The 20147-nt window shown below is 67.3% G+C and carries 21 protein-coding genes; 10 read left to right on the top strand and 11 right to left on the bottom strand.

From position 1 onward, the window contains the following. The first annotated feature begins 181 nt into the window (after positions 1–181). The 4 genes from ACWDUD_RS07440 (at position 182) to ACWDUD_RS07455 (ending at position 2825) form a co-directional block, all read left to right on the top strand. Positions 182–1006: a sugar phosphate isomerase/epimerase family protein gene (locus ACWDUD_RS07440; RefSeq protein ID WP_450108896.1), complete on the top strand. Its 825-nt coding sequence runs from the start codon at positions 182–184 to the stop codon at positions 1004–1006. 17 nt (positions 1007–1023) lie between these two features. Continuing rightward, positions 1024–1797 carry an SDR family NAD(P)-dependent oxidoreductase gene (locus ACWDUD_RS07445; RefSeq protein WP_450108897.1) on the top strand — a complete coding sequence of 258 codons (774 nt, stop codon included), beginning with the start codon at positions 1024–1026 and terminating at the stop codon, positions 1795–1797. Positions 1798–1829: 32 nt separating this feature from the next. After that, on the top strand, positions 1830–2132 hold the full coding sequence (locus ACWDUD_RS07450) for a WhiB family transcriptional regulator (RefSeq protein ID WP_450108898.1): 303 nt from the start codon (positions 1830–1832) through the stop codon (positions 2130–2132). A gap of 243 nt (positions 2133–2375) precedes the next feature. Next, positions 2376–2825, top strand: coding sequence for an iron chaperone (locus ACWDUD_RS07455; protein WP_450108899.1), 450 nt, complete (start codon positions 2376–2378; stop codon positions 2823–2825). Positions 2826–2878: 53 nt separating this feature from the next. Here the strand turns inward: ACWDUD_RS07455 and ACWDUD_RS07460 are convergent, their stop codons facing one another. Then, positions 2879–3352 carry an SRPBCC family protein gene (locus tag ACWDUD_RS07460; RefSeq protein ID WP_450108900.1) on the bottom strand — a complete coding sequence of 158 codons (474 nt, stop codon included), beginning with the start codon at positions 3350–3352 and terminating at the stop codon, positions 2879–2881. A 179-nt stretch (positions 3353–3531) separates the two neighbouring features. Between ACWDUD_RS07460 and ACWDUD_RS07465 the strand changes: the two genes are divergently transcribed. Next, entirely contained in the window at positions 3532–4143 is a 612-nt protein-coding gene (locus tag ACWDUD_RS07465) for a phosphoribosylanthranilate isomerase (protein WP_248674664.1), read from the top strand. Between the two features lie 65 nt (positions 4144–4208). Here the strand turns inward: ACWDUD_RS07465 and ACWDUD_RS07470 are convergent, their stop codons facing one another. The 4 genes from ACWDUD_RS07470 to ACWDUD_RS07485 all read right to left on the bottom strand — a co-directional run bounded on the left by ACWDUD_RS07470 (position 4209) and on the right by ACWDUD_RS07485 (position 7895). Continuing rightward, positions 4209–5165: a DUF808 domain-containing protein gene (locus tag ACWDUD_RS07470; RefSeq protein WP_248674666.1), complete on the bottom strand. Its 957-nt coding sequence runs from the start codon at positions 5163–5165 to the stop codon at positions 4209–4211. Between the two features lie 105 nt (positions 5166–5270). Continuing rightward, positions 5271–6029: a cutinase family protein gene (locus ACWDUD_RS07475; RefSeq protein WP_450108901.1), complete on the bottom strand. Its 759-nt coding sequence runs from the start codon at positions 6027–6029 to the stop codon at positions 5271–5273. Between the two features lie 90 nt (positions 6030–6119). After that, positions 6120–7157, bottom strand: coding sequence for a TIGR03857 family LLM class F420-dependent oxidoreductase (locus ACWDUD_RS07480; RefSeq protein WP_450108902.1), 1038 nt, complete (start codon positions 7155–7157; stop codon positions 6120–6122). A gap of 54 nt (positions 7158–7211) precedes the next feature. Then, positions 7212–7895, bottom strand: a complete 684-nt coding sequence (locus ACWDUD_RS07485) for a TetR/AcrR family transcriptional regulator (RefSeq protein WP_450108903.1) — start codon at positions 7893–7895, stop codon at positions 7212–7214. A 146-nt stretch (positions 7896–8041) separates the two neighbouring features. Between ACWDUD_RS07485 and ACWDUD_RS07490 the strand changes: the two genes are divergently transcribed. Then, positions 8042–9268: an oxygenase MpaB family protein gene (locus ACWDUD_RS07490; protein ID WP_450108904.1), complete on the top strand. Its 1227-nt coding sequence runs from the start codon at positions 8042–8044 to the stop codon at positions 9266–9268. A 63-nt stretch (positions 9269–9331) separates the two neighbouring features. Here ACWDUD_RS07490 and ACWDUD_RS07495 read toward each other — a convergent pair whose 3' ends face one another. Both ACWDUD_RS07495 and ACWDUD_RS07500 read right to left on the bottom strand, forming a co-directional pair. After that, a complete protein-coding gene (locus ACWDUD_RS07495) occupies positions 9332–10870 on the bottom strand; it encodes an acyl-CoA carboxylase subunit beta (RefSeq protein WP_248674672.1) in 1539 nt (512 codons plus the stop codon). Positions 10871–10938: 68 nt separating this feature from the next. Continuing rightward, positions 10939–11550 (bottom strand): maleylpyruvate isomerase family mycothiol-dependent enzyme, encoded by a 612-nt coding sequence (locus ACWDUD_RS07500; protein WP_248674674.1) that lies wholly within the window; start codon positions 11548–11550, stop codon positions 10939–10941. A gap of 169 nt (positions 11551–11719) precedes the next feature. On the opposite strand from ACWDUD_RS07500, the gene ACWDUD_RS07505 reads away from it, so the two are divergent. Further along, positions 11720–13093 (top strand): M20/M25/M40 family metallo-hydrolase, encoded by a 1374-nt coding sequence (locus ACWDUD_RS07505; protein ID WP_450108905.1) that lies wholly within the window; start codon positions 11720–11722, stop codon positions 13091–13093. Further along, positions 13090–14658 carry a YfcC family protein gene (locus tag ACWDUD_RS07510; RefSeq protein ID WP_450108906.1) on the top strand — a complete coding sequence of 523 codons (1569 nt, stop codon included), beginning with the start codon at positions 13090–13092 and terminating at the stop codon, positions 14656–14658. The genes ACWDUD_RS07505 and ACWDUD_RS07510 overlap by 4 nt, the downstream gene beginning before the upstream one ends. 9 nt (positions 14659–14667) lie before the next feature. On the opposite strand, the gene ACWDUD_RS07515 is transcribed toward ACWDUD_RS07510, so the two are convergent. Further along, positions 14668–15174, bottom strand: a complete 507-nt coding sequence (locus ACWDUD_RS07515) for a hypothetical protein (protein WP_450108907.1) — start codon at positions 15172–15174, stop codon at positions 14668–14670. A 174-nt stretch (positions 15175–15348) separates the two neighbouring features. Between ACWDUD_RS07515 and ACWDUD_RS07520 the strand changes: the two genes are divergently transcribed. Next, a complete protein-coding gene (locus ACWDUD_RS07520) occupies positions 15349–15531 on the top strand; it encodes a hypothetical protein (protein ID WP_450108908.1) in 183 nt (60 codons plus the stop codon). 73 nt (positions 15532–15604) lie between these two features. After that, a complete protein-coding gene (locus tag ACWDUD_RS07525) occupies positions 15605–16246 on the top strand; it encodes a (2Fe-2S)-binding protein (RefSeq protein ID WP_450108909.1) in 642 nt (213 codons plus the stop codon). Between the two features lie 27 nt (positions 16247–16273). On the opposite strand, the gene ACWDUD_RS07530 is transcribed toward ACWDUD_RS07525, so the two are convergent. The 3 genes from ACWDUD_RS07530 to ACWDUD_RS07540 are packed head-to-tail and all read right to left on the bottom strand — an operon-like array spanning position 16274 to position 20141. Then, positions 16274–16954, bottom strand: a complete 681-nt coding sequence (locus ACWDUD_RS07530; protein ID WP_248674682.1) for a response regulator — start codon at positions 16952–16954, stop codon at positions 16274–16276. Continuing rightward, positions 16951–19476 (bottom strand): DUF4118 domain-containing protein, encoded by a 2526-nt coding sequence (locus ACWDUD_RS07535; protein ID WP_450108910.1) that lies wholly within the window; start codon positions 19474–19476, stop codon positions 16951–16953. Before ACWDUD_RS07535 ends, ACWDUD_RS07530 begins: the two co-directional genes overlap by 4 nt. Positions 19477–19484: 8 nt before the next feature. Continuing rightward, on the bottom strand, positions 19485–20141 hold the full coding sequence (locus ACWDUD_RS07540; protein WP_450108911.1) for a potassium-transporting ATPase subunit C: 657 nt from the start codon (positions 20139–20141) through the stop codon (positions 19485–19487). Positions 20142–20147: the final 6 nt, after the last annotated feature.

Genomic DNA, 20147 nt, shown 5'->3' on the forward strand with positions numbered 1-20147 from the left:
CGTTCTCCTGACGAACCGGGAAATCCCCGGCGAGGCGATGAGGAAAGTATGTCGACTGTCAACAGTGACCTCCAGTGTGACCGGCACCACCATTGATGTCAACTACCAACCGGCGACCGTTGACTGTTAACAGTCAAACGCATACCGTGGTCCCCGTCACCACCACCAGGAGGAAGCGACTGTGATCCACCCTCGGCTCGGCTGTTCGACGATCAGCTTCCGTCACCTCGACCTCGAGTCGGCGCTGGCGACCATCGCGGGCCTCGGTTTCGACGAGATCGATCTCGGGGCGCTGCCCGGAGTCTGCGACCACGTCCCCTACGTGCTCGACCGCCGGACCGTCGACACCGTCACGGCGGTGGTGACGGCATCAGGAACGCGGGTACGCAGCGTCAACGGCGATATCGGCGATCTGAACGCGATCCTGACAGGACCGCAACGGCACGTACGGAAGGAGCATCTCGAGCACCTTCTCGCCCTGGCCTCGGGAGTCGGTGCCGAGGCGCTGGTGTTGCCGTGCGGTGCGCTCGACCACGACCCGGTCCGCTCCCTCGACGAGGACCTCGATGTCGTCGCAGCCGCGCTGTCGTGGGCGTCGGATCTCGCATACGACTTCGGTGTCGCTGTGTGGACGGAATCACTGCACCTGCATCGCCTGTGCCGCGACATCACCAGGGCTTCCGATCTGACCGGGCGGCTCTCTCCGGACATCGGCATCGTCATGGACTTCAGCCACATCGTCGCGTCGGGTAGCGACCCGGCCACGTTCGTCGACCTGTTCGGGCCCCGGATCACCCACGTTCACCTGCGCGACGCCGTCCCCGGCAACATCAACCTGAGCATCGGCAACGGTGCCGCCGACTTCGCCTGCGGCATAGGTGCTCTCGCCGACATCGAGTACGCAGGTCACTTCAGTCTCGAACTCGAAACCCGCGACGTCACCGACCCCCAGCGCGCCGACGCCACTGCGGCGGCAGCACGATTCATCTCCCCCCTCATTCCCTGACCCAGAAGGAGATCCCCATGTCCACCACCGCTCGCACTGCTGTGATCACCGGAGCCACCTCCGATCGTGGTATCGGCCTCGCCACCGCCCGCCGCTACGCCGAAGACGGCTGGGCCGTCGTCGTTCTCGATCTCGACGGCGAGAAGTCCGCCAAGGTCGCCGCCGAGATCGGCAGCGAGTACTCGGTGCCCGCTTTCGGCCACGCCATCGACGTCGCCGACGAGGACTCCGTGCATCGCGCGCATGCCGCCGTCGCTGCGGAAGTCGCGGCAGGCAACCTGCCTCCGGTCGGTGCCCTCGCCAACATCGCCGGCATCACCTCCCCCGTCCCCTTCCTGGAAACGACGCTCGACCTCTGGAACAAGGTGATGGCGGTCAACGCAACCGGCACCTACCTCGTCACGCGCGCATTCCTGCCGGCCATGATCGACAACGGCTGGGGCCGGATCGTGAACATGTCCTCCGTGTCTGCCCAGCGTGGTGGCGGAGTGTTCGGCAAGGTCCCCTATTCCTCCGCGAAGGCCGCAATCCTCGGCTTCACCAAGTCGCTCGCCCGCGAACTGGAAGACAGCGGAGTCACCGTCAACGCTGTCACCCCCGGCGCCGTCGACACCAGCATCCGCGTCGGCAGCACAGACGAGCAGGAAGCGGCGATCCGCGCCGGGGTCCCGCTCGGCCGTACAGCAACCACCCGTGAGGTCGCCTCCGTCATCACCTTCCTGTCCTCGGATGACGCCGCCTACCTCACCGGAACCACCATCGACATCAACGGCGGAAGTCACATGCACTGAACGGATTCCACCTGCGTGCACGCTCGATGCCGATGAAAGCAACAACGTATGAGGGGCGGGCGCGAGAACCTGCTCCACCCGCAGATGACCGGAACGATGTGGCGTGGCGACGGGAGGCGCTCTGCCGAAACTTTCTGTCGAACCTGTTCTTCGGTCACGACGACGAGACCCGAGGCGAACGAGCCCGGCGAGAACGAACCGCCCTCGAAATCTGTGCGCGCTGCGCAGTCGTCGACCGATGCCGGCAGCACGCCGTCGAGACCGGGGAAGCCTTCGGAATCTGGGGAGGCACAACCGAACGGGCCCGACAGTCGATCCGCCGGATTCGCTCCTGAAATGGTGGTTGGTGTGCGGAAATATCCGTACGCCAACCGCCATTCAGTACGTCTACAGCCGTTCCGAACTCCACGACCGGTGTGGACGACGCTACAAGAGGTTCGACATCGTCGCCTCCGTCCTGTTCCGACCCCGTCCGAAACCAGAAGTGGAATGATGCTGGCGTGGCTCCCGGGTGCCGCTGATCGTGACCCACCCGGAAAGTGCTTCGGCATTCAGGAATTCACGAGGGGATGGAACCGATGGCGTCGAACACCGGTGACGAAACGGGCTTCACCGACGCAGAGCGCGCCGCGATGAAGCAGCGCGCTGCCGAACTCCGCGAGCAGGGACGGAGCGGCAAGGGCGCCGCGAAGCGGGAGCGTGAGGCGCAGGCGTGCCTCGACGCGATCGCCGCGCTGACCGGCGCCGACAAGCAGATCGCCGAGCGTCTCCACACGATCGTGACCGAGGAGGCTCCCCACCTCGACCCGAAGACCTGGTACGGCTTCCCCTCCTATGCCCGCGACGGCAAGGTCGTCGTCTTCTATCAACCTGCGTCGAAGTTCGACACCCGGTACGGAACGGTCGGTTTCAACGAGGATGCTCTCCTCGACGACGGATCGTTCTGGCCCACGGCTTTCGCGGTGCTCGAGGTGAACGACGAGATCGAGCAGCGTCTGCGGGAACTCGTGCGCAAGGCCGCGGGATAGGGCGCTCCGTCCTTCGCGACGTCACCACGGTAGGCGACGCGCTGCAGTATCGGTCATCGAGCAGTGGAGCGTTTCTCGTCCTTCGGTGTACCCCGGGCGGCTCTCGCGATTGCGCGGAGGTCCTTGCGGAGCGCGCGGGCGAGCAGAGGTGCGAGCACCGGCAGCAGGACTCGGGCCACCGGTGTGTTGGGTTCGATTCTCCAGCGGTAGGACAGTCGGGTATCCGGTCCTTCGGGACCGAAGACCGTCTCGTAGGTGCCCCCGAAGAGACCGCCCAGCACGGCGTTGACGGTTCTGCGCGGTCGGTCGTAGACGGAATAGTCGGAGATCCTGCGGATCGTGGTGGGACCGATGCGGAAGACCATCGCGTACCTCGGCGTCCCGTTCGCGCGCATCTCGTAGTCTTCGACCGCGACGATGGAGGGGGACAACTCCACGAACCGCTGTAGCCGGTTGCCGAAGACGAGGTCCCAGGTCTGTTCGGGTCCGAGCCGGAACAGTGCATCGGCGTGGATGATTCGATGCATAAGGATTTCCTCCCGGTCGCTCGGCGCTTCGGTGCTGGTGTGATTCAGCGTGCGCCCCCGGGCGTGGTCCCGATACCCCCCACGCGGGGGGTGGTTCCTCCCGAAGCGGATCGTGTTCGCCGGAGACCGGCACCTGCAATATCGTCGATGAGAAGGCACGCGAGGACGAGAGGCATGCGGTGACGTTCATCAAGATGTGTGGGTTGCGCGACGAGGCGACGGTGGAGCTGGCCGTCGGACTCGGGGTCGACGCAGTCGGCTTCGTTTTCGCCGAGAGCCCGCGCCGCGTGTCCGTCGAGCAGGCGGCGCAACTGCGATCGCGGGTTCCCGCGGGAGTCCTCGCGGTCGGGGTGTACGTGAAGATGCCGCTCGACGAGGTCGTCGCGACCGCGAAAGCCGCGAACATCGATCATGTTCAGGTGCACGACCTGCGGTCCGCGGACGACGTGCGGATGCTGCACGACGCCGGGCTGACGGTGATCCGCGCCGTGAACACCGGCGGTGCCGAGGCACTCGACGAGGACTTCGGCGCCGACCTCCTGCTGGTCGACGGTGCGGTCGCCGGTGCCGGGGTCACGTGGGACTGGCAGGATCGCAGCGGACTGCCGCAGGGCCGGTGGATTCTCGCCGGCGGGCTGAACCCGGGCAATGTGGCCCGCGCGGTCGAGACGTCGGGTGCGTGGGGTGTGGATGTGTCCAGCGGCATCGAGTCGAGCCGCGGCGTCAAGGACCCGGAACTGATGAGAGCGTTCGCCGACGCGGTGCGCGGGATCGGCCGGGCAGGGGCGTAGCGAACCGGATCCGCCGAGCGAGAAGACAGCGGCGCGCGGACGGCAGCGCGCGGCTGTCTACCGCCTCAGTGGACCTCGTGCGCGTGCTTCTTGCGCTTCGGAATCAGGTGCATGATCAGCACGACCAGCGCGCCGAGGACGAGGCCGACGAGGGCCGATGCCACCGTGCCCGCGGTCCACGACAGGACACCACCGAACCCGCCGTGCACGAGCTCACCGAACCAGTGCTCGAGATCGTGGAGCCGATCGGCCGGCCAATGGAACCCGGCCTCGCCGACATTGACAATCAGGATGTGGCCACCGACCCACAGCATCGCGGCGATACCGACGACGGTCAGCACCGACATCACCTTGGGCATCGCGGCGACGAGACCGCGGCCGATCTTCTGGCTGAACTTCGATTCGCGTCCGGCGAGCGCCAGGCCCACGTCGTCCATCTTCACGATCAACGCGACCACGCCGTACACCAGGGCGGTGATGAGGATGGCGACGACGATGAGCACCAGCAGCCGGGTGAGGAACGGTTCGTTCTCGACCGACGACAGGGAGATCACCATGATCTCGGCGGACAGGATCAGGTCGGTGCGGATCGCACCGCTGACCATCGTCTTCTCGAACGCGGGCCCCTTCTCGGCCGCGGTGGCGCCCTCTTCCTCGTGGTGCCCGCCGGTGAGCGCTTCGTAGACCTTCTCGGCGCCCTCGTAGCAGAGGAACAGGCCGCCGGCGATCAGCAGGTACGGCAGCGCCTGCGGCAGGAACTCACTGAGGATCATCGCGACCGGCAGGATGATCAGCAGTTTGTTCCGGATCGATCCGATCGCGATCTTGCGGATGATCGGCAGCTCGCGGTCGGGGGTGAACCCGTGCACGTAGCGCGGGGTGACGGCCGTGTCGTCGACGACCACACCCGCCGCCTTCACGCTGGCCTTACCGGCGGCTGCACCTATGTCGTCGATGGATGCTGCAGCTGCCTTCGCAATCAGCGCGACGTCGTCCAGCAGGGCGACGAGACCACCAGCCACGGGAACCTCCCTCTTTCGGCTGTGCCGAGCCGAACGCGACACACACTGTTGCGAGTCCTCTCGAACGGTACCGAATTCGCGGTGACGGACACCAACGAGCCGCGGTCAGCCGATCCGGACCACTGCGGTCCGCGGATGCTCGACAAGATCGATCATCGCGTCGACGAACGGACGGTCGCCGACGGTCAGTTCCACATAGTGCTGATGAATCGCGAAGTAGCGCTCGACGCGGCGCGCGGCTTCACGGGAGTCCGCGCGCGGGTCGACCATGTCGCAGACGGCGTCGCCCAGGGCGCAAACCGTGGCGACCGGAACGGTCCCGAACCCAGCACGCTCACCCGTGAACGAGATCCCCGGAAGAGCACCGGGCGCGACGACCTCCGCGCCGGTGCCGGGGGTACGCGGGTCGGCGATCACCACCCCGGCGAGATCGGCCGGGCGGTCCAGGTCCTGCGTGAGATCGGCGAGGACGTCACCGGCGATCGCGGCACCCTGGGAGAAGCCGACGACGCGATACGCCGCCCCGGGGCACTCGGCGTGGGCGAGGGTGATCTGCCGGTGCAGTTCACGGACTCCGATCTCCTTGGACCGGTCGTACGTGTGGCTCCCGAGCGGACTGATCTCCCCCGGATAGTCGATCCGCACGGTGCGTGCGCCGCGTTCGGCCAGGCCCTCGAGGATCGGATGCACGGTCGATGTGGGCTTGCCGACCTTGAGGGTGCCGTCGACACCGAAGACGATCGTGTGCGGACACGTACCTTGTTCCGGCGGGGACGCAGCGGCGGGACCGGTCGCGAGCCCGGCGATCGCGACCGCGGCAACGGCGATCGTGCCGAACCGTGTCGCTCGCGGCCGCCGGTGCATGTGTGCTCCTCCCCTGATCCGCGTGGACGGTATCAGGGGTCGGTCGTCGGCGTCGTCGTGCGTTCGGACGACCGGTCGACCGTGCCCGGATCACCTCGCGCGATAGGCGGTGACGATCGGCTCCAGTTCGTCGGGTGTGCAGCCGTGCAGGATCACCGCGTCGGCGCCGTAGTCGAACTCGCGTCGGATCCGCTGTGCACACTGCGCGGCGGATCCGGTGGCCGCGGGTTCGAGCCATTCGTCGGGAAGCAGCGTCGCGATGTGCTCGATCTGGTCGGCCGACGCCTTGTGGTCGATCCCACCCGGAATCGAGAGAAGCATCGGGTCGCTTCGGAAGCGTTGCAGCACAGCGGGATCCCAGTTGTTCGTCCGCACCAGCAGATCGCCGTAACCCTGCAGGTACGTCGCGAGCCGCGCCACCGACTTCTTCAACCGCAGTTCCTCGGGCAGGTGGTCGCCGACGGTCGCGAGGCACGACCACACCCGGACGTCGTCGGGGTCGCGGCCCGCCTCTTCGGCGGCCTTCTTCACGATTGCCACCGACCGTTGCAGGGTCTCGGGTGTGAAGTAGGTGTGCAGGACGACGTCGTCGAACGCCCGTCCTCCCAGCGCGAGTGAGCGTGGACCGAACGCCACCAGGGCGAGGCGGATGTCCTCGTCGAAATCGGGATCGAGGAACAGCAGCGGGTATTCACCGATCGGACCGGAATGTCCGACGACGACCTCGCCGCGCCACAGCCTGCGCATGACCTGCGCGAAGTCCTCCATCTGCGCGGTGGTCACCTCGGGCACACCGAACGCGGAGTACAGAGCGGCGATGCCGCGGCCGATCCCGAGGGTGAACCGGCCACCGGAGAGGCGGTGCATCGTGGTGGCCCACGAGGCGGTGATGAGCGGGTGCCGGGTGTTGTGGTTGGTCGCCGCGGTGGCGATGCGCATGCGCTCGGTGACCGCGCACGCCGCCCCGGTCAGCGACGAGGCCTCCTTGATGTTCCACCGTTCGGAGATGAACGCGGTGCCGAAGCCGAGTTCCTCCCCGCGGCGGGCCTCGTCGACCAGCGTTCTCGGCCCGTCGCCGCCCGCCCCGGCCAGCAGGTAGTAACCCAGTTCGTCGAGCGTGTGGTGCACGGTTGGGCCTTCCGACGACGGCGGGGTGGGAACATCCTTGCTCCGGTGGGTGACTCAGCCGGCTTCCTGTTGCGGCACCTGCAGCATGGGCACCAGGAATCGGCGTGCGATCGCCGTCAGTTCGGCGTCGTCGTCGAGATCGACGATGCGACTGGGAAAAGCGAGGAACGAGCCGGTGATCCGGACCATCATCTCCGCGACCAGGTCGACGTCGAGTTCCGCGGCGACGGTGCCGGACGCCTGCTCGCGTCGAAGCTGCCCGGCAACGAATGTCTGTACTGCCGAGAGCATTTCGCCGTTCGCGCCGATGATGGATCCGGCAAACGAGGTGGGGTCGGTTTCGATCAGCGCGGTGACGAGCGGATTGGTGCGGATCGTCCGCAGTGAGCTCACGAAGCCGAGGATCACACGGTCGGCGACCGTGGGGGCGCCGGCGACCTCTTCGATGAACCGGGTGAAGTACCGGCTGAACTCCCGCAGGATCACCTGGTCGACCAGGGCCTCCTTGGTGTCGAACTTGCGGTAGATCGTAATTCGGGAAAGATTGGCGCGCTTGGCGACATCCTCCATCGTCGACCGCTGAATGCCCATCCGGCAGAACTGGTCGTATGCCGCATCGAGCAGACGGGTTCGGGTCGTGTCGGTGTCGTCCGCCGGCTCGACGGCGTCGCTGTACGCGCGTTCGAGAAGCGACGTCGATCTGCACAGTCCCGACCTGGTCGACGATCGTGATTCCACGGCTACCTCCTGTGATGGCCTTGTTACAGGGTGACGCTTCGGGACGGATTCCGGGAATCTTCCGTGAGGATCGTGGCGATGTGCTCTCCTGATACAGCGTAACTGTTGCTGTTACATTGCCACATCGAAGCCAATGGGGGCTGCGGATGTCCGATTTGAGCAGACGGAATGTTCTGAAAGCCGGAGGGGCGCTCGCGGCGCTCGGGGCGGTCGCGGCGGCGACCCCGGCGCAGGCTCGTCCGTGGAGATGGTCGCCGGCCGGGTCGATACCCGGTACCGGCGACGGAGCGGATCCCCGCCTGGTGTGGGATGAGGAGGCGGACACGCTGGTCGCGTCGCTGTTCGAGCGCGGTGAGGTCCCCTTGGTCAACGACCTGTTACGCGGGTGGAAGAAGAACGGGCAGCCGCTCCCAGCCGGGCTGCCTGCCGACCTGCACGCCTTTCTCGAGCGGCATCGACAGCTCCCGGAATGGGCGGATGTCGGAAAGCTCGCCACTGCAGTGAAATTCAACGACAAGCGCGGGCTCTATCTCGGTGTCCTCTACGGCTTCGCGAGCGGCATGATGAGCACCGTCATCCCGAAGGAATCGGTCGCCGTCTACTACTCCAAGGGCGGCGCCAACATGAAGCGCCGCATCTCGCGGACGGCGAAACTCGGATACGACATCGGTTCGCGCAATGCCTACCTGCCCGACGGCGAGATGATCGTGACGGGCCTGAAGACGCGTCTCGCGCACGCCGGGGTGCGGCATCTGCTGCCGCAGTCGTCGCACTGGGTGAACGTGGCGCCGGAGGAATATCCCATCAGTCAGCACGACATGATGGTGACCTGGCACAGCCTCCCCACAACGGTGATGCGCGTGCTGAAGAACTGGCAGGTGCCGGTCGCCGCGGACGAGAGTGAGGCGTTCCTGCATTCGTGGCAGGTCAGCGCGCACATGCTCGGTATCCAGGACCAGTACATTCCTGCGACGTGGGCGGACGCCGAATCCCAGGCGACGCAGGTGCTCGATCCGATCCTGGCGCCCACGCCGGAGGGGCTGAAGCTCGCCGACATGCTCCTCGATCTCGGTGCGGGACTGGACTTCACGTTGCTGACCCGGCCGATCCTGGGGGCACTGACCCGCTACGTGCTCGGCGACCGGATCGCCGACTGGCTGAAGATCCCTCCCGAGCCGGTCTGGGGCACGCTGCTGAACGTCGGGTGGCGGCCGTTCATCGCGGTGCGCGAAGGCCTGCTGCCGTTGCCGCTCGCACCGGACGCCTACTGGGCGTTCGACGAACTGCTGCGCCAGTTCGTGTTGTTGTACATGTCGGAGTTGCAGACGATCAGCATCGAGATCCCGACGTTCAACAACCCCAACTACCCGTAGGTGCGGCTTCGCCGCCGGTGTGCCTTTGTGGCGGTCAGGGCCGCCACAAAGGCACACCGGGGTTCACCAGGTATCTACGGCACCACCGCTTCCCGAGATCTCCCCGCCGGCGGCCGCAGCCTCCACCAGATGAGCTATGAGAGAGCGGGTTTCGGCAGGGTCGATCACGTCGTCGATCTCGAAGTACCGGGCCGCGTTCAGGCCGGTGGAGTTGGCTCGCAGCATCTCGGTCAGTTGCCGGACCCGTTCCTCGCGTTCGTCGTCGTCGGTGATCGCCTCGAGTTCGGCGCGCATCGACAGTCGCACGGCGCCTTCGAGTCCCATCGCGCCCATCGTTGCTCCGGGCCACGCGATCGTCATCAACGGCGAGTGGGTGCTGCCCGCCAGCATCGCCTGGGCACCGAGTCCGTAAGCGCGCCTGAGGATCACACCGATGAATGGCACCTGGATCCGGGCCGCGGCGACGAGCAGCCGTGACGCGTGCCGAACCAGCCCGGTCCGTTCCGCGTCCGGGCCGACCATGATGCCCGGGGTGTCGACGAGCGAGATCACCGGGAATCCGTATGCGTCGCACAACTGCAGGAACCGGGCGGCCTTGTCGCTGCCGTCGGAGGTGATCGCCCCGGCCGTGTGGCGGGAATCGTTCGCGAGGATCCCGACCGTGCGGCCCTCGATCCGTCCCAGGGCGGTGTACAGCTCGGGTGCGAAGCCGGGCCGCAGCACGGTGACGGACTCCTCGTCGCACAGGGTCTCGACGACGGGCGCGACGTCGAAGGTCGTGCGTTCGTGCTCGGGGACGAGATCCCGGAGAACGGATTGATCTGCTGCGGACCATGTCTCGGACCTTCCGAGGAAGTAGCCGAGCAGGTGGCACGCCATTTCCGCCGCGTCCTCGGAGTCGTCCACCGCGACGTCGACGACCCCGTTCTCGATCATCACGTCGAGCGGCCCGATGTCGGCGGCGGCGACGTCGCCCAGCCCACCGCCGGAGATCATCGCCGGACCGCCCATGCCCAGCGACGCACGCGGTGTTGCGACTATGAGGTCGGCGCAACCGGCGATGACGGCGTTCCCGGCGAAGCAGTTGTCGTCGACGACGGCGATCCGCGGTACCCGACCCGACAGCGCCGCCCACTCGGCGAACGTGGTCACGTCCAGAGCCGACACCAGCGGCAGATCCGTATCGCCGGGGCGCCCGCCACCGCCGGAGGCGACGAACACGGTGGGCAGGCGGAGTCGGCCGATGACCTCGATGAGGCGATCGGTCTTGCGGTGCCCGCGCATCCCCTGGGTTCCCGCCATGACGAGATAGTCGTAGGACAGGACCGCGCACGGCCGTCCGTCGATCGTGGCCACTCCCCCGACGATGCCGTCCGCGACCGTGCGGTCGAGCAGTTCGTCCATGCTGCGGCGCGCTTCCTGCGCCGCGGTGACGAAGCGGCCGTACTCGACGAAGCTGCCCGGATCGACGATGCGCGCGATGTGTTCTCGGGCGGTGGTCCCGCCGCGAGCGTGCAGTTTCTCGACGGCGTCGGGCCGCGCCGAGTCCTCGGTGAGGGCTCGGCGTGCGAGTACGTCCAGGAGATCGGGGCGAATCGTCATGCCGACACAATAGAAACCGTGTGCCGGCCGCCCGCACCCGCGATCGTCACAGGCGCTGTCGGCGCAGGTCAGGCTCGTTCTATGCGCGAACGCAACAAGTCCAGGCCGGGACCCTCGAGTTCGTCCAGCACGGCGGGCCGGCCGACCATCGCCAACGCGAGTGCTTCGCCGGTGGCTCGCACGATCGGGCCATCGCCCCGCTCCCACGCAATGTCGGTGGCGACGAGACGCAGCCCGCGGATATAGCGGGAGGGGCGGGCGAACGGATCCGGACGGTCGAGGACCAGGCGAAGACGATCGGCGTCGATGGCCCGGGGAATCCCCAGGGGGCGCCGGATGTCCTGTTGGTGCACAAGATGATCGGCGAGGGTCAGCCGCGGGAACCAACGGGGAAACCAGCTTCCGGAGATCGACGTCGCCAACCCGTCGACGAGGCGATCGACGGGTACGTTGCGTGCTGCCTCGACGTAGTGTCGGTTGAGGCGGTCGGCGGACGGATTGCGCAGGCCGGCGAGGAAATAACGGTGGAACGGCACACCGTCGATCGACAGGTGGCCGGCGACGTCCCGCACGGACCACCCCTCGCAGAGCGACGGCGTCGCCCACTGTTCCGGTGTCAGCGAGCGGAGCAGATCCACGAGTTCGGCACGTTCGGCGATAATGTGCTCACGGGTGTTCACAGATCCACCACACCTCGAGCGCACCGCGATTGCGTTCGGTCCTATGACATTTCACAAAGGGTGAATCTAGAGGCTGGTGGTGGCCACCGCGCCCAAAATGCCGGATCGGCAACGGGTTCGGTGCCATACTCCGGTGGGTCGCACATTTCCTACACGGATCGAGGTAGGCATGTCTGATTCACGCAATCGGATATCCGAGCCCGTCGAGGATGCTGCGGCGAGACTCATGCCCGAACTGGTCTCCGATCTGTGCCGGCTGGTACGGATTCCGTCGATCTCCGCCGCCGGTTATCCACCGGAACCGCTCTTCGAGGCGCACGATCTGGTCGTTCGGCTGTTGCGGGACGCAGGCGTCGAACAGATCGACGACCTGGTGATCGAGGGCAAGACGGCGCCGGTGATCGTCGCGACCGTCCCCGGCCCGGAAGGCGCACCGACGGTCCTGCTGTACACGCACTACGACGTCGTTCCCGCCGACGACACCGATCTGTGGGAGAGCCCGCCGTTCGAGCCGGAGGAGCGGGACGGCGCGATCTACGGTCGCGGTACCGCAGACTCGAAGGCCAACATCATCGGAATCATCGGCGCACTCCGCATCTACGACGGCAAGCCGCCGGTGACACTGCGCATCGTCCTCGAAGGTCAGGAGGAGGTGGGCAGCCCGTTCGACTTCTATCCCGTGCAGGCGCCGGAAGTGTTCGAATCCGACGCCATGGTGATCGCCGACGTCGGCAGCGTCCGCCCCGGATCCCCGACGCTGACCGTGGCACTGCGCGGATCTGCGTCCGTGACCGTCGCGATCGAGACCCTCGCCGCCGACAAGCACAGCGGCCTGTATGGCGGCGCCGCACCCGACGCGCGCCTCGCGCTGATCCACGCACTCGCCACGCTGCACGACGAGGACGGCAACGTCGCGGTCGACGGTCTCCGGCGCGAGGAGTGGACGGGCGTGTCGTACACGGACGAGGAGTTCCGCGATCTCGCCGAGGTACTCGAGGGCCGTCCCCTTCTCGGTACGGGCGGCCTGGGTGAACGGATCTGGTCGGGCCCCGCCATCACCGTCACCGGATTCGACGCGCCCTCGGTCGACGGCGCCGTCAACGCGGTCGCCGGCTCGGCGCGCGCATCGTTGAACCTTCGTGTGCACCCCGAACAGGATGCGGAGGAGGCGCAGGACGCCCTGATCCGGCATCTCGAAGCGCTGCGCCCCCTCGGACAGAGACTCGTGGTCACCGCCGGGGAGACCGGAAACGGTTTCGCGGCCGGAACCGGTGGACCCGCGTTCGACGCGGCGATCAGCGCCCTGGAGAAGGCCTGGGGAACCTCCGCGGGTCTGCTGGCCGGTGGCGGTTCGATCCCCCTCGTCATGGCACTGCACGAAGCCGTGCCGCGCGCCGAGAAGCTTCTCTTCGGGGCGACCGACGGCTACGCCAACATCCACGGTCCCAACGAACGCGTCCTGATCGACGAACTCGAAAAAGCCGTCGTCGCGAAGGCCTTGTTCTTCGAGGAGTTCGCCCGCCGCTACCGGGAGCAGCCATGAGCGCCGACACCGAATCCGCCGCACCCGCGAAGAAGAAGTTCGAGTTCCCGGGCTCGATCACGGTGCTCGCGCTCGTCACCGTCGTGGTGTGGCTGGCCGCCCTGGTGATCCCGCCCGGCCGCTTCGCGACGGACGAAGACGGCGCACCGATACCCGGTTCGTTCGAGCAGATCGACTCGCCACTGACGTTCGGCGAGCGGGTGCGCGAGCTGATCCTCTCCCCGGTCAACGGACTCTACGGGATACAGGATCCGATAAGCGGATTCGTCGATCCCGACAACCTCGGCCGACTCTTCGGTTCGGTCGGGGTGGTGCTGTTCATCATGGCGCTCGGCGCGTTCATCTCGGTCAGCTTCGCCACGCGCAGCCTCGAGGTCGCGGTGAGCGGACTCGGTGCGCGACTCGGGGATCGGGGATGGCTGCTCATCGCCGTCATCATGACGTTGTTCTCGTTGCTGGGTTCCACGATGGGGTTCTCCGTCGAGACCTTCGGCTTCTATGCCCTCATCGTGCCGTTGATGCTGGCCCTCGGATACGACCGGATGGTCGCTGCCGCAACGATCATCGTGGGTGCCCTGACCGGAACGATGGCCTCGACGGTCAATCCGTTCTCGATCGGTGTCGCGTCCGGAGAGGCGGGGGTGTCGATCGGTGACGGCATCGTCCTGCGCGTGCTGCTGTGGGTCGTGCTCACCGCCGTGGCCGTCGTGTTCGTCGTGCGCTACGCGCGCCGCGTCCAGCGTGATCCGTCCCGCTCGCTCGTCGGATTCGACTCCGAAACAGACTCCGCCACCGACATCGAGCCCGGTGCCGCAGAGAACGAACCGCCGCCCGACGAGAAGCTTTCGGGCGTACAGAAATCGGTGCTCGCGATCACCGTCTTCACGTTCGGGTTGATGATCTTCGCGGTGATCCCGTGGTCGGCGATCTTCGGTGCGGATCCCGGGCCCGCAGAATACGAGCAGTACCACGAAACAGCGACGGAGCCCTACTGGTTCGAACTGAACTGGTGGTTCCCGGAACTGGCGATGCTGTTCGTATTCGCCGCGCTGGTCGTCGGTCTCGTCGCTCGCATGGGGGAGAAGAAGATCGTCTCGCTCATCACCCAGGGCGCGGGAGACATGGTCGGCCCCGCGATCGTCATCATGCTCGCCCGCGGAGTGTCGGTGATCCTGAACAACACCGAAACCCTCGACACCGTCCTGAATGCGATGGAGCAGTTGGTCAGCGGCGCGTCCTCGGCCGTGTTCGCGATTCTCGTGACGGTCGTGAACATTCCGCTGGCGTTCCTGATCCCGTCCTCGTCGGGGCATGCGACGTTGGCGATGCCGCTGCTCGCCCCGCTCGGTGATTTCGCCGGTGTCGGACGGGATCTGGTCATCACCGCATTCCAGATGGGTCACGGACTGATGCTGCTGGTCGCCCCGACCAACGTCGTCGTCGTCGGTGGACTCGCGATGGCGAAGGTCGGGTACGACCGCTATCTCCGCTTCCTCTGGCCACTGCTGGCGATCGACTTCGTGATCGTCTGTGGGATAATCGGTTTCGCCGCGGCGTTCGAGTAGCCGGAACCGTCAGCTCTTCTTCTTGTCCTTCTTGGCCTGCCGACGGGCACCGGCAGCGATGCTCGACGCCTCGTACTTCTTGCGGCCGGACGACTCCCGCGTCGAATCGACACGAATCTTCCCCGAGGACTTCACCTTGCCCTGGCCCGCGACGCCGTCGCCGGCGACCGGGGAGTCGACCCGGGAGAGGGCCAGCCGCTCCTGCTTGAGTGTTTCGGCGGACTGCCGGGCCACCGCGCCGAGCCGTCGGCTCACCCGGGCCAGCGCGTCCTCGAACACCTCGGCCTTACCGGCGTTACGCTGGTTCGCCGACCGGCCCGTCGCCCGGGACTTCTTCTTGTCCACCTTCTCGGCTCCGGCCCGGCGGTACAACTTCACGTACTTGTTGCGAGCCCGGCGAACCCGGCTGTGCAGGTCGATCAGGGCGTCCTCGTCGAGATCCGCCATCTGCGACTTCTTGGTTTCCCGAACCAGAACGTATTCATCCTCGGACAGCGAGTTCTCGAGCTTGCTCATGCCGGCTCCGATCACCTCGGAAGAGTGGATGGGTGTCAGCATCGTAACCCGCAGGCGCACAGCCCCGGACACACTTCGGTGAGCTTGCGTCGGCATGTTACCGCCCGGAACGGTTCCGCGCGGGCTACCGTACCGGAAGCGCACCACACATCCGGACCTGCGAGGGGCAGCGAGATGGAGATGGACGAACAGTTGCACGAGCTGGCGTGGCAGCTCAGCCAGGCAGGGCACGACTGGACCGCGGTGGCCGAGGAACTCGGCTGCGACGTATCGCTCGCGCAAGCCATGGCCGAGCGATACCGCGAGGACACGGATGCGCGCGCCCAGCAATCCCAGTTCCGTCTCTTCGACGTGTGACACACGGTCGCCGCGTCCACCGCCTTCAGGGCGTCCGGCACAATGGCGTCCGACATCGACGCGGAGATCGGACATGCCTGACCTGGACGCAACCACGACGCTCGACAGGCTCACCGCCTACGGCGCCTACTTCACGGTGGGTACCGGACCGGTGCCCACCGGGACCTGGCAGCCGACGGCGACGCTGCGTGACCCTGCCGTCCGCGACGACCTCGTCGCGTCCACCGCCGAACGGATGGGCGTGACCGAAACTCGTGTCGCCGCATCGACCGTGTTCTTCGGATATGCCGCACGGCTGTGGTCGGTCGCGGTCGGCTCGGTCCTCGTCGCGGGTCGCTGCGTCAGTCTCGATGCTGAAGGGCTGTTGTGGCGCAGTGACTCCGGAGCGCTGAACCTGCACATCCGGCAACCGTGTTTCGGTGGATCGGCAGTGGCGGAGGTCCTTGATGGTCAGCTCGCGCCGTTGATCGACGCGTGGAGAGACATCGTCGCCCCGGGACTGTTGTGGGGCAATGCCGCATCCGCTCTGCGCGGCACCGGTGAGGTTCTCGATGCGGAAGCCGATGCGATCACCGCCCCGCTGTTCTGCGATCCGCGGCTCGGGGCCGCGCTGGATCCGGAATCGGGTCGCCGCCGCAGTTGCTGCCTGTTCTACCGCACCCCGTCCGGTGGGGTATGCGGCGATTGTCCTTTTCCCGCATCCCCTCTCGCGTAGGATTGCGCCCCGGTCCGAACTTCGACGCTAGGCCTCGAACCGGTACCCGCGTCCCGATTCGGTGATCAAGTGTCGAGGGTGCGCGGGATCGGGTTCGAGTTTGTGGCGTAGCTGAGCGAGATACACACGGAGGTAATGTGTTTGATCAAGATAGGTCGGACCCCACAACTCGGTGAGCAACTCGCGCTGACCGACCAGCTTGCCGCGATTGCGCACGAGCATCTCGAGCATGCCCCACTCCGTAGGCGTCAGATGCACCTGTACACCGTCGCGTGTCACCTTCTTGGCTGCAAGATCGACGGTGAAATCCCCTGTCTCGACGGTCGGTTCGTTCGCGTCCGGAGCCGCGGCCCCGCGGCGTGCCGCGGCGCGGATACGGGCGAGGAACTCCTCCATCCCGAACGGCTTCGTCACGTAGTCGTCGGCGCCGGTGTCGAGAGCGGCGACCTTGTCGGCCGAGTCGGTGCGAGCGGACAGCACGATCACCGGCGCGGTGCACCACCCCCTCAACCCGGCGAGTACCTCGATACCGTCGAGGTCCGGCAGTCCCAGATCGAGCACAATGACATCGGGATGCCGTTGCGCGGCCGCGCGTAGTGCCCCGGCGCCGTCGGCGGCGGTGACGACCTCGTAACCGCGGGCGGTGAGGTTGATACGCAACGCCCGCAGGATCTGGGGTTCATCGTCGACGACGAGAATGCGGGTCACGGGTGTTCCTTCGCGGGCGCGGCGAGTTCGACGATCACGGTGGTCCCGCCGCCGGGAGTATCGGTGGTGGTGATGCTACCGCCCATCGCCTCGACGAATCCGCGGGCGACGGTCAACCCGAGACCCGCCCCGCCCCTGCTGTGCTGGTCGCCTGCCCGCGGAAACCGGGTGAAGACGTCGCCGGATCCGTCGCGGAGGGTGAGTCCCGGTCCATGGTCGGCGACAGTGATCGTGATCCGGTCACCGGATGGGCCGGCGCCGACGCGGACCGGTCCGGAGGGGGCGTAGCGCAAGGCATTGTCGAGCAGATTCGCGAGGACTCGTTCGAGCAGCGCAGCGTCGGCCTCGACGACGGTGTCGTCGATGTCGATGTCGATTCTCTCCCGGACGCCGGTGTCCGGCCCGCCGCCGGTCAGCGTCGTCACCGCACCGTGCACCACCTCGTCGAGGTAGACCGGCGCGAGGATCGGGGAGACGACGCCGGCGGCGAGCCGGGAGGAGTCGAGCAGGTTCGTCACCAGGCGGGTGAGCTGATCGGTGGATTCCTCGATCGTGGCGAGCAGCTCGGCGGTGTCCTCCGGGGAGAACTCGACGTCGGTGCTCCGCAGGCTCGACACGGCGGCCTTGACCGCGGCGAGCGGGGTACGCAGGTCGTGGCTGACGGCGGAGAGCAGCAGCCGCCGCATGCGGTCGGTCTCCGCCAGCGCCGACGCCCGTGCGGCTTCGGCGGCGAGTTCCTGCTGCCGGATCAGGGCAGCGGCCTGCCCGGCCACCGCCGTGAGGATCCGGCGGTCCCGCGCGCGCAGCCGAGGTCCGCCGAGGAGAAGCGCGTAGGGACTGTCCTCCACCACGCAGACGGTGTCCGCGGTCTCGACCGTCGCCGGGGGTGTCGATCCGGCCGATCCGAGTACCGGTGGCGGATCGCTGTCCGTGCGGATCAGGCTCACCCCGTGCTGCGCGTACGTCTCCCGGACCTTCTCGAGCAGACGGGGCACATCGGCGCCGCGGAGGACCGCGCCGGCGAACACCGCGAGCAGTTCGGCTTCCTGGGAGGCCAGCCGCGCTTCGCGGGTGCGCGCGGCGGCGGCATCGACGAGCGCGGCAACCGCCACGGCGACGACGAGCAGCACGACGGTGGTGACGAAGTTGTCGGGTTCGGCGATGGTGAAGCTGTAGAGGGGCTCGGTGAAGAAGAAGTTGAGCAGCAGTCCGGACAACAGCGCCGCGACGATCGCCGGGCCGATGCCGCCGAACAGCGCGACGGCCAGGACGACGATGAAGTACAGGGCGTTCTGCCCGGCGATGCCGGTGAACCGGTCGACACCGGCCAGCAGTCCGGTGACGCCCAGGGGGATGGCGAATGCAGCGATCCAGGATTGCAACCGCCGGCCGCGGCGGCCGGTGAACGCCACCCGCGCGATGGGGGCGGTGTGTTCGTGGGTGACCATGTGCACGTCGATCTTCCCGGATCGGCGCACCACCGCCGCACCGATTCCCTCGTCGACGATGCGCGCCCATCGCGAGTGCCGGGACGTGCCGATCACCAGTTGTGTCGCGTTGACCTCGCGTGCGAAGTCGAGCAGCGCGCCCGGCACGTCGTCGCCGACCACGCTGTGCACGCTCGCCCCCAGGCTCGTTGCCAGCCTTCGCACCGCTCCCATTCGCGGCGCGGCCACTCCGGCGAGCCCGTCACCGCGCACCACGTGCACCACCATCAGTTCCGCGCTGGCCTTGGACGCGATCCGGCTCGCCCGCCGCACCAGGGTTTCCGATTCCGGACCGCCGGTCACCGCGACCACCACCCGCTCGCGGGCCTCCCACGTCGCGGTGATCGCATGCTCGCCGCGATACTTGGCCAGCGCCACGTCGACCTGGTCGGCGAGCCACAGCAGAGCGATCTCGCGCAGCGCGGTCAGGTTCCCTTCCCGGAAGTAGTTGCGCAGCGCGGCGTCGACCTTGTCGAGGGCGTAGACGTTGCCGTGCGCGAGGCGACGCTGCAGGGCCTGTGGAGTGATGTCGACGAGTTCGACCTGTTCGGCGCGGCGCACCACCTCGTCCGGGATGGTTTCGCGTTGCACGATCCCGGTGATCTGTTCGACGACGTCGTTGAGCGACTCCAGGTGCTGGATGTTGACGGTGGTGAGCACATCGATACCGGCGTCGAGCAGGTCCTCGACGTCCTGCCACCGCTTCTCGTGCCGGCTGCCCGGAACATTGGTGTGAGCGAGTTCGTCGACCAGTGCCACCGCCGGCCGACGCTCCAGCACCGCCTCGGGATCCAGTTCCTCGAACACCGTACCGTGGTATTCGATCCGTTGCGGCGGAACGATTTCCAGTCCTTCCAGTTGCTGAGCAGTTTGTGCGCGCCCGTGTGTGTCGACGATCGCGACCACGACGTCGGCGCCGCGTGCGATGCGCCGGTGGGCTTCTCCGAGCATCGCGTAGGTCTTTCCGGCGCCGGGGGCGGCACCGAGGTAGATCCGCAGCGTTCCGCGCCGGGACGGCGAGCCGGTGGCGCCCATCTGTCTCCTCACGAGCCGGTCGGCCCGGCTGCGTCGCCCGAGCAACCGGGTGCTGTCAAGCCTAGTGCCACATTCAGTTCCGGCACGTCCACTCGCGCAGCGCCGAGGAAACCGAGCTGCCGTCCCTCGGTGTGCTCGGCAACCAGTTCCCGAACCCGGTCCTCGCTCAGCCCGGTTTCGCGTGCGACCCGCGGCACCTGCAACTCCGCGTAGGCGGGGGAGATCTGCGGATCGATCCCCGAGCCGGAGCCGGTGACGGCATCGGCGGGTACCCGGTCCGGTGGGACCTGCTCGCGGGATGCGATCGCCGCCCGGCGCGCATCGACGAATCCGGCGAGCACGTCGCTGCTCGGCCCCAGGTTGGACGGCACAGCCGCCGCCGGATCACCCGGTGTGAACGGGTCGCCGTCGGCGACGGACCCCACCACGCGCGGATGGAAGTAGGGATCGGGCTGCCCCGGCGCGACCTGGGGGTCCACCCCGATCCAGCGGCTGCCGACGACGCAACCGTGTGCGTCCGAGAGCACCGAACCCTCGGCGCTCGGGGTGACGACCCGGCTCACCGCCCACACCGCCGCCGGATACACACCGCCGACGGCGATGGTGAGCGCGATCAGCACCAGGGCTCCCGCACGGAACTGGCGGAGGAAGTGCATCGAATACATTGTGTG

The sequence above is a fragment of the Rhodococcus sp. NPDC003382 genome (assembly GCF_053589135.1).

Coding starts and splice junctions, on each gene's coding strand:
- ACWDUD_RS07535 (WP_450108910.1), bottom strand. CDS start 19,476: ATGGGCGCCACCGGCTCGCCGTCCCGGCGCGGAACGCTGCGGATCTAC.
- ACWDUD_RS07520 (WP_450108908.1), top strand. CDS start 15,349: ATGGAGATGGACGAACAGTTGCACGAGCTGGCGTGGCAGCTCAGCCAG.
- ACWDUD_RS07525 (WP_450108909.1), top strand. CDS start 15,605: ATGCCTGACCTGGACGCAACCACGACGCTCGACAGGCTCACCGCCTAC.
- ACWDUD_RS07455 (WP_450108899.1), top strand. CDS start 2,376: ATGGCGTCGAACACCGGTGACGAAACGGGCTTCACCGACGCAGAGCGC.
- ACWDUD_RS07475 (WP_450108901.1), bottom strand. CDS start 6,029: ATGCACCGGCGGCCGCGAGCGACACGGTTCGGCACGATCGCCGTTGCC.
- ACWDUD_RS07460 (WP_450108900.1), bottom strand. CDS start 3,352: ATGCATCGAATCATCCACGCCGATGCACTGTTCCGGCTCGGACCCGAA.
- ACWDUD_RS07515 (WP_450108907.1), bottom strand. CDS start 15,174: ATGAGCAAGCTCGAGAACTCGCTGTCCGAGGATGAATACGTTCTGGTT.
- ACWDUD_RS07490 (WP_450108904.1), top strand. CDS start 8,042: ATGTCCGATTTGAGCAGACGGAATGTTCTGAAAGCCGGAGGGGCGCTC.
- ACWDUD_RS07495 (WP_248674672.1), bottom strand. CDS start 10,870: ATGACGATTCGCCCCGATCTCCTGGACGTACTCGCACGCCGAGCCCTC.
- ACWDUD_RS07540 (WP_450108911.1), bottom strand. CDS start 20,141: ATGTATTCGATGCACTTCCTCCGCCAGTTCCGTGCGGGAGCCCTGGTG.
- ACWDUD_RS07445 (WP_450108897.1), top strand. CDS start 1,024: ATGTCCACCACCGCTCGCACTGCTGTGATCACCGGAGCCACCTCCGAT.
- ACWDUD_RS07450 (WP_450108898.1), top strand. CDS start 1,830: ATGAAAGCAACAACGTATGAGGGGCGGGCGCGAGAACCTGCTCCACCC.
- ACWDUD_RS07510 (WP_450108906.1), top strand. CDS start 13,090: ATGAGCGCCGACACCGAATCCGCCGCACCCGCGAAGAAGAAGTTCGAG.
- ACWDUD_RS07505 (WP_450108905.1), top strand. CDS start 11,720: ATGTCTGATTCACGCAATCGGATATCCGAGCCCGTCGAGGATGCTGCG.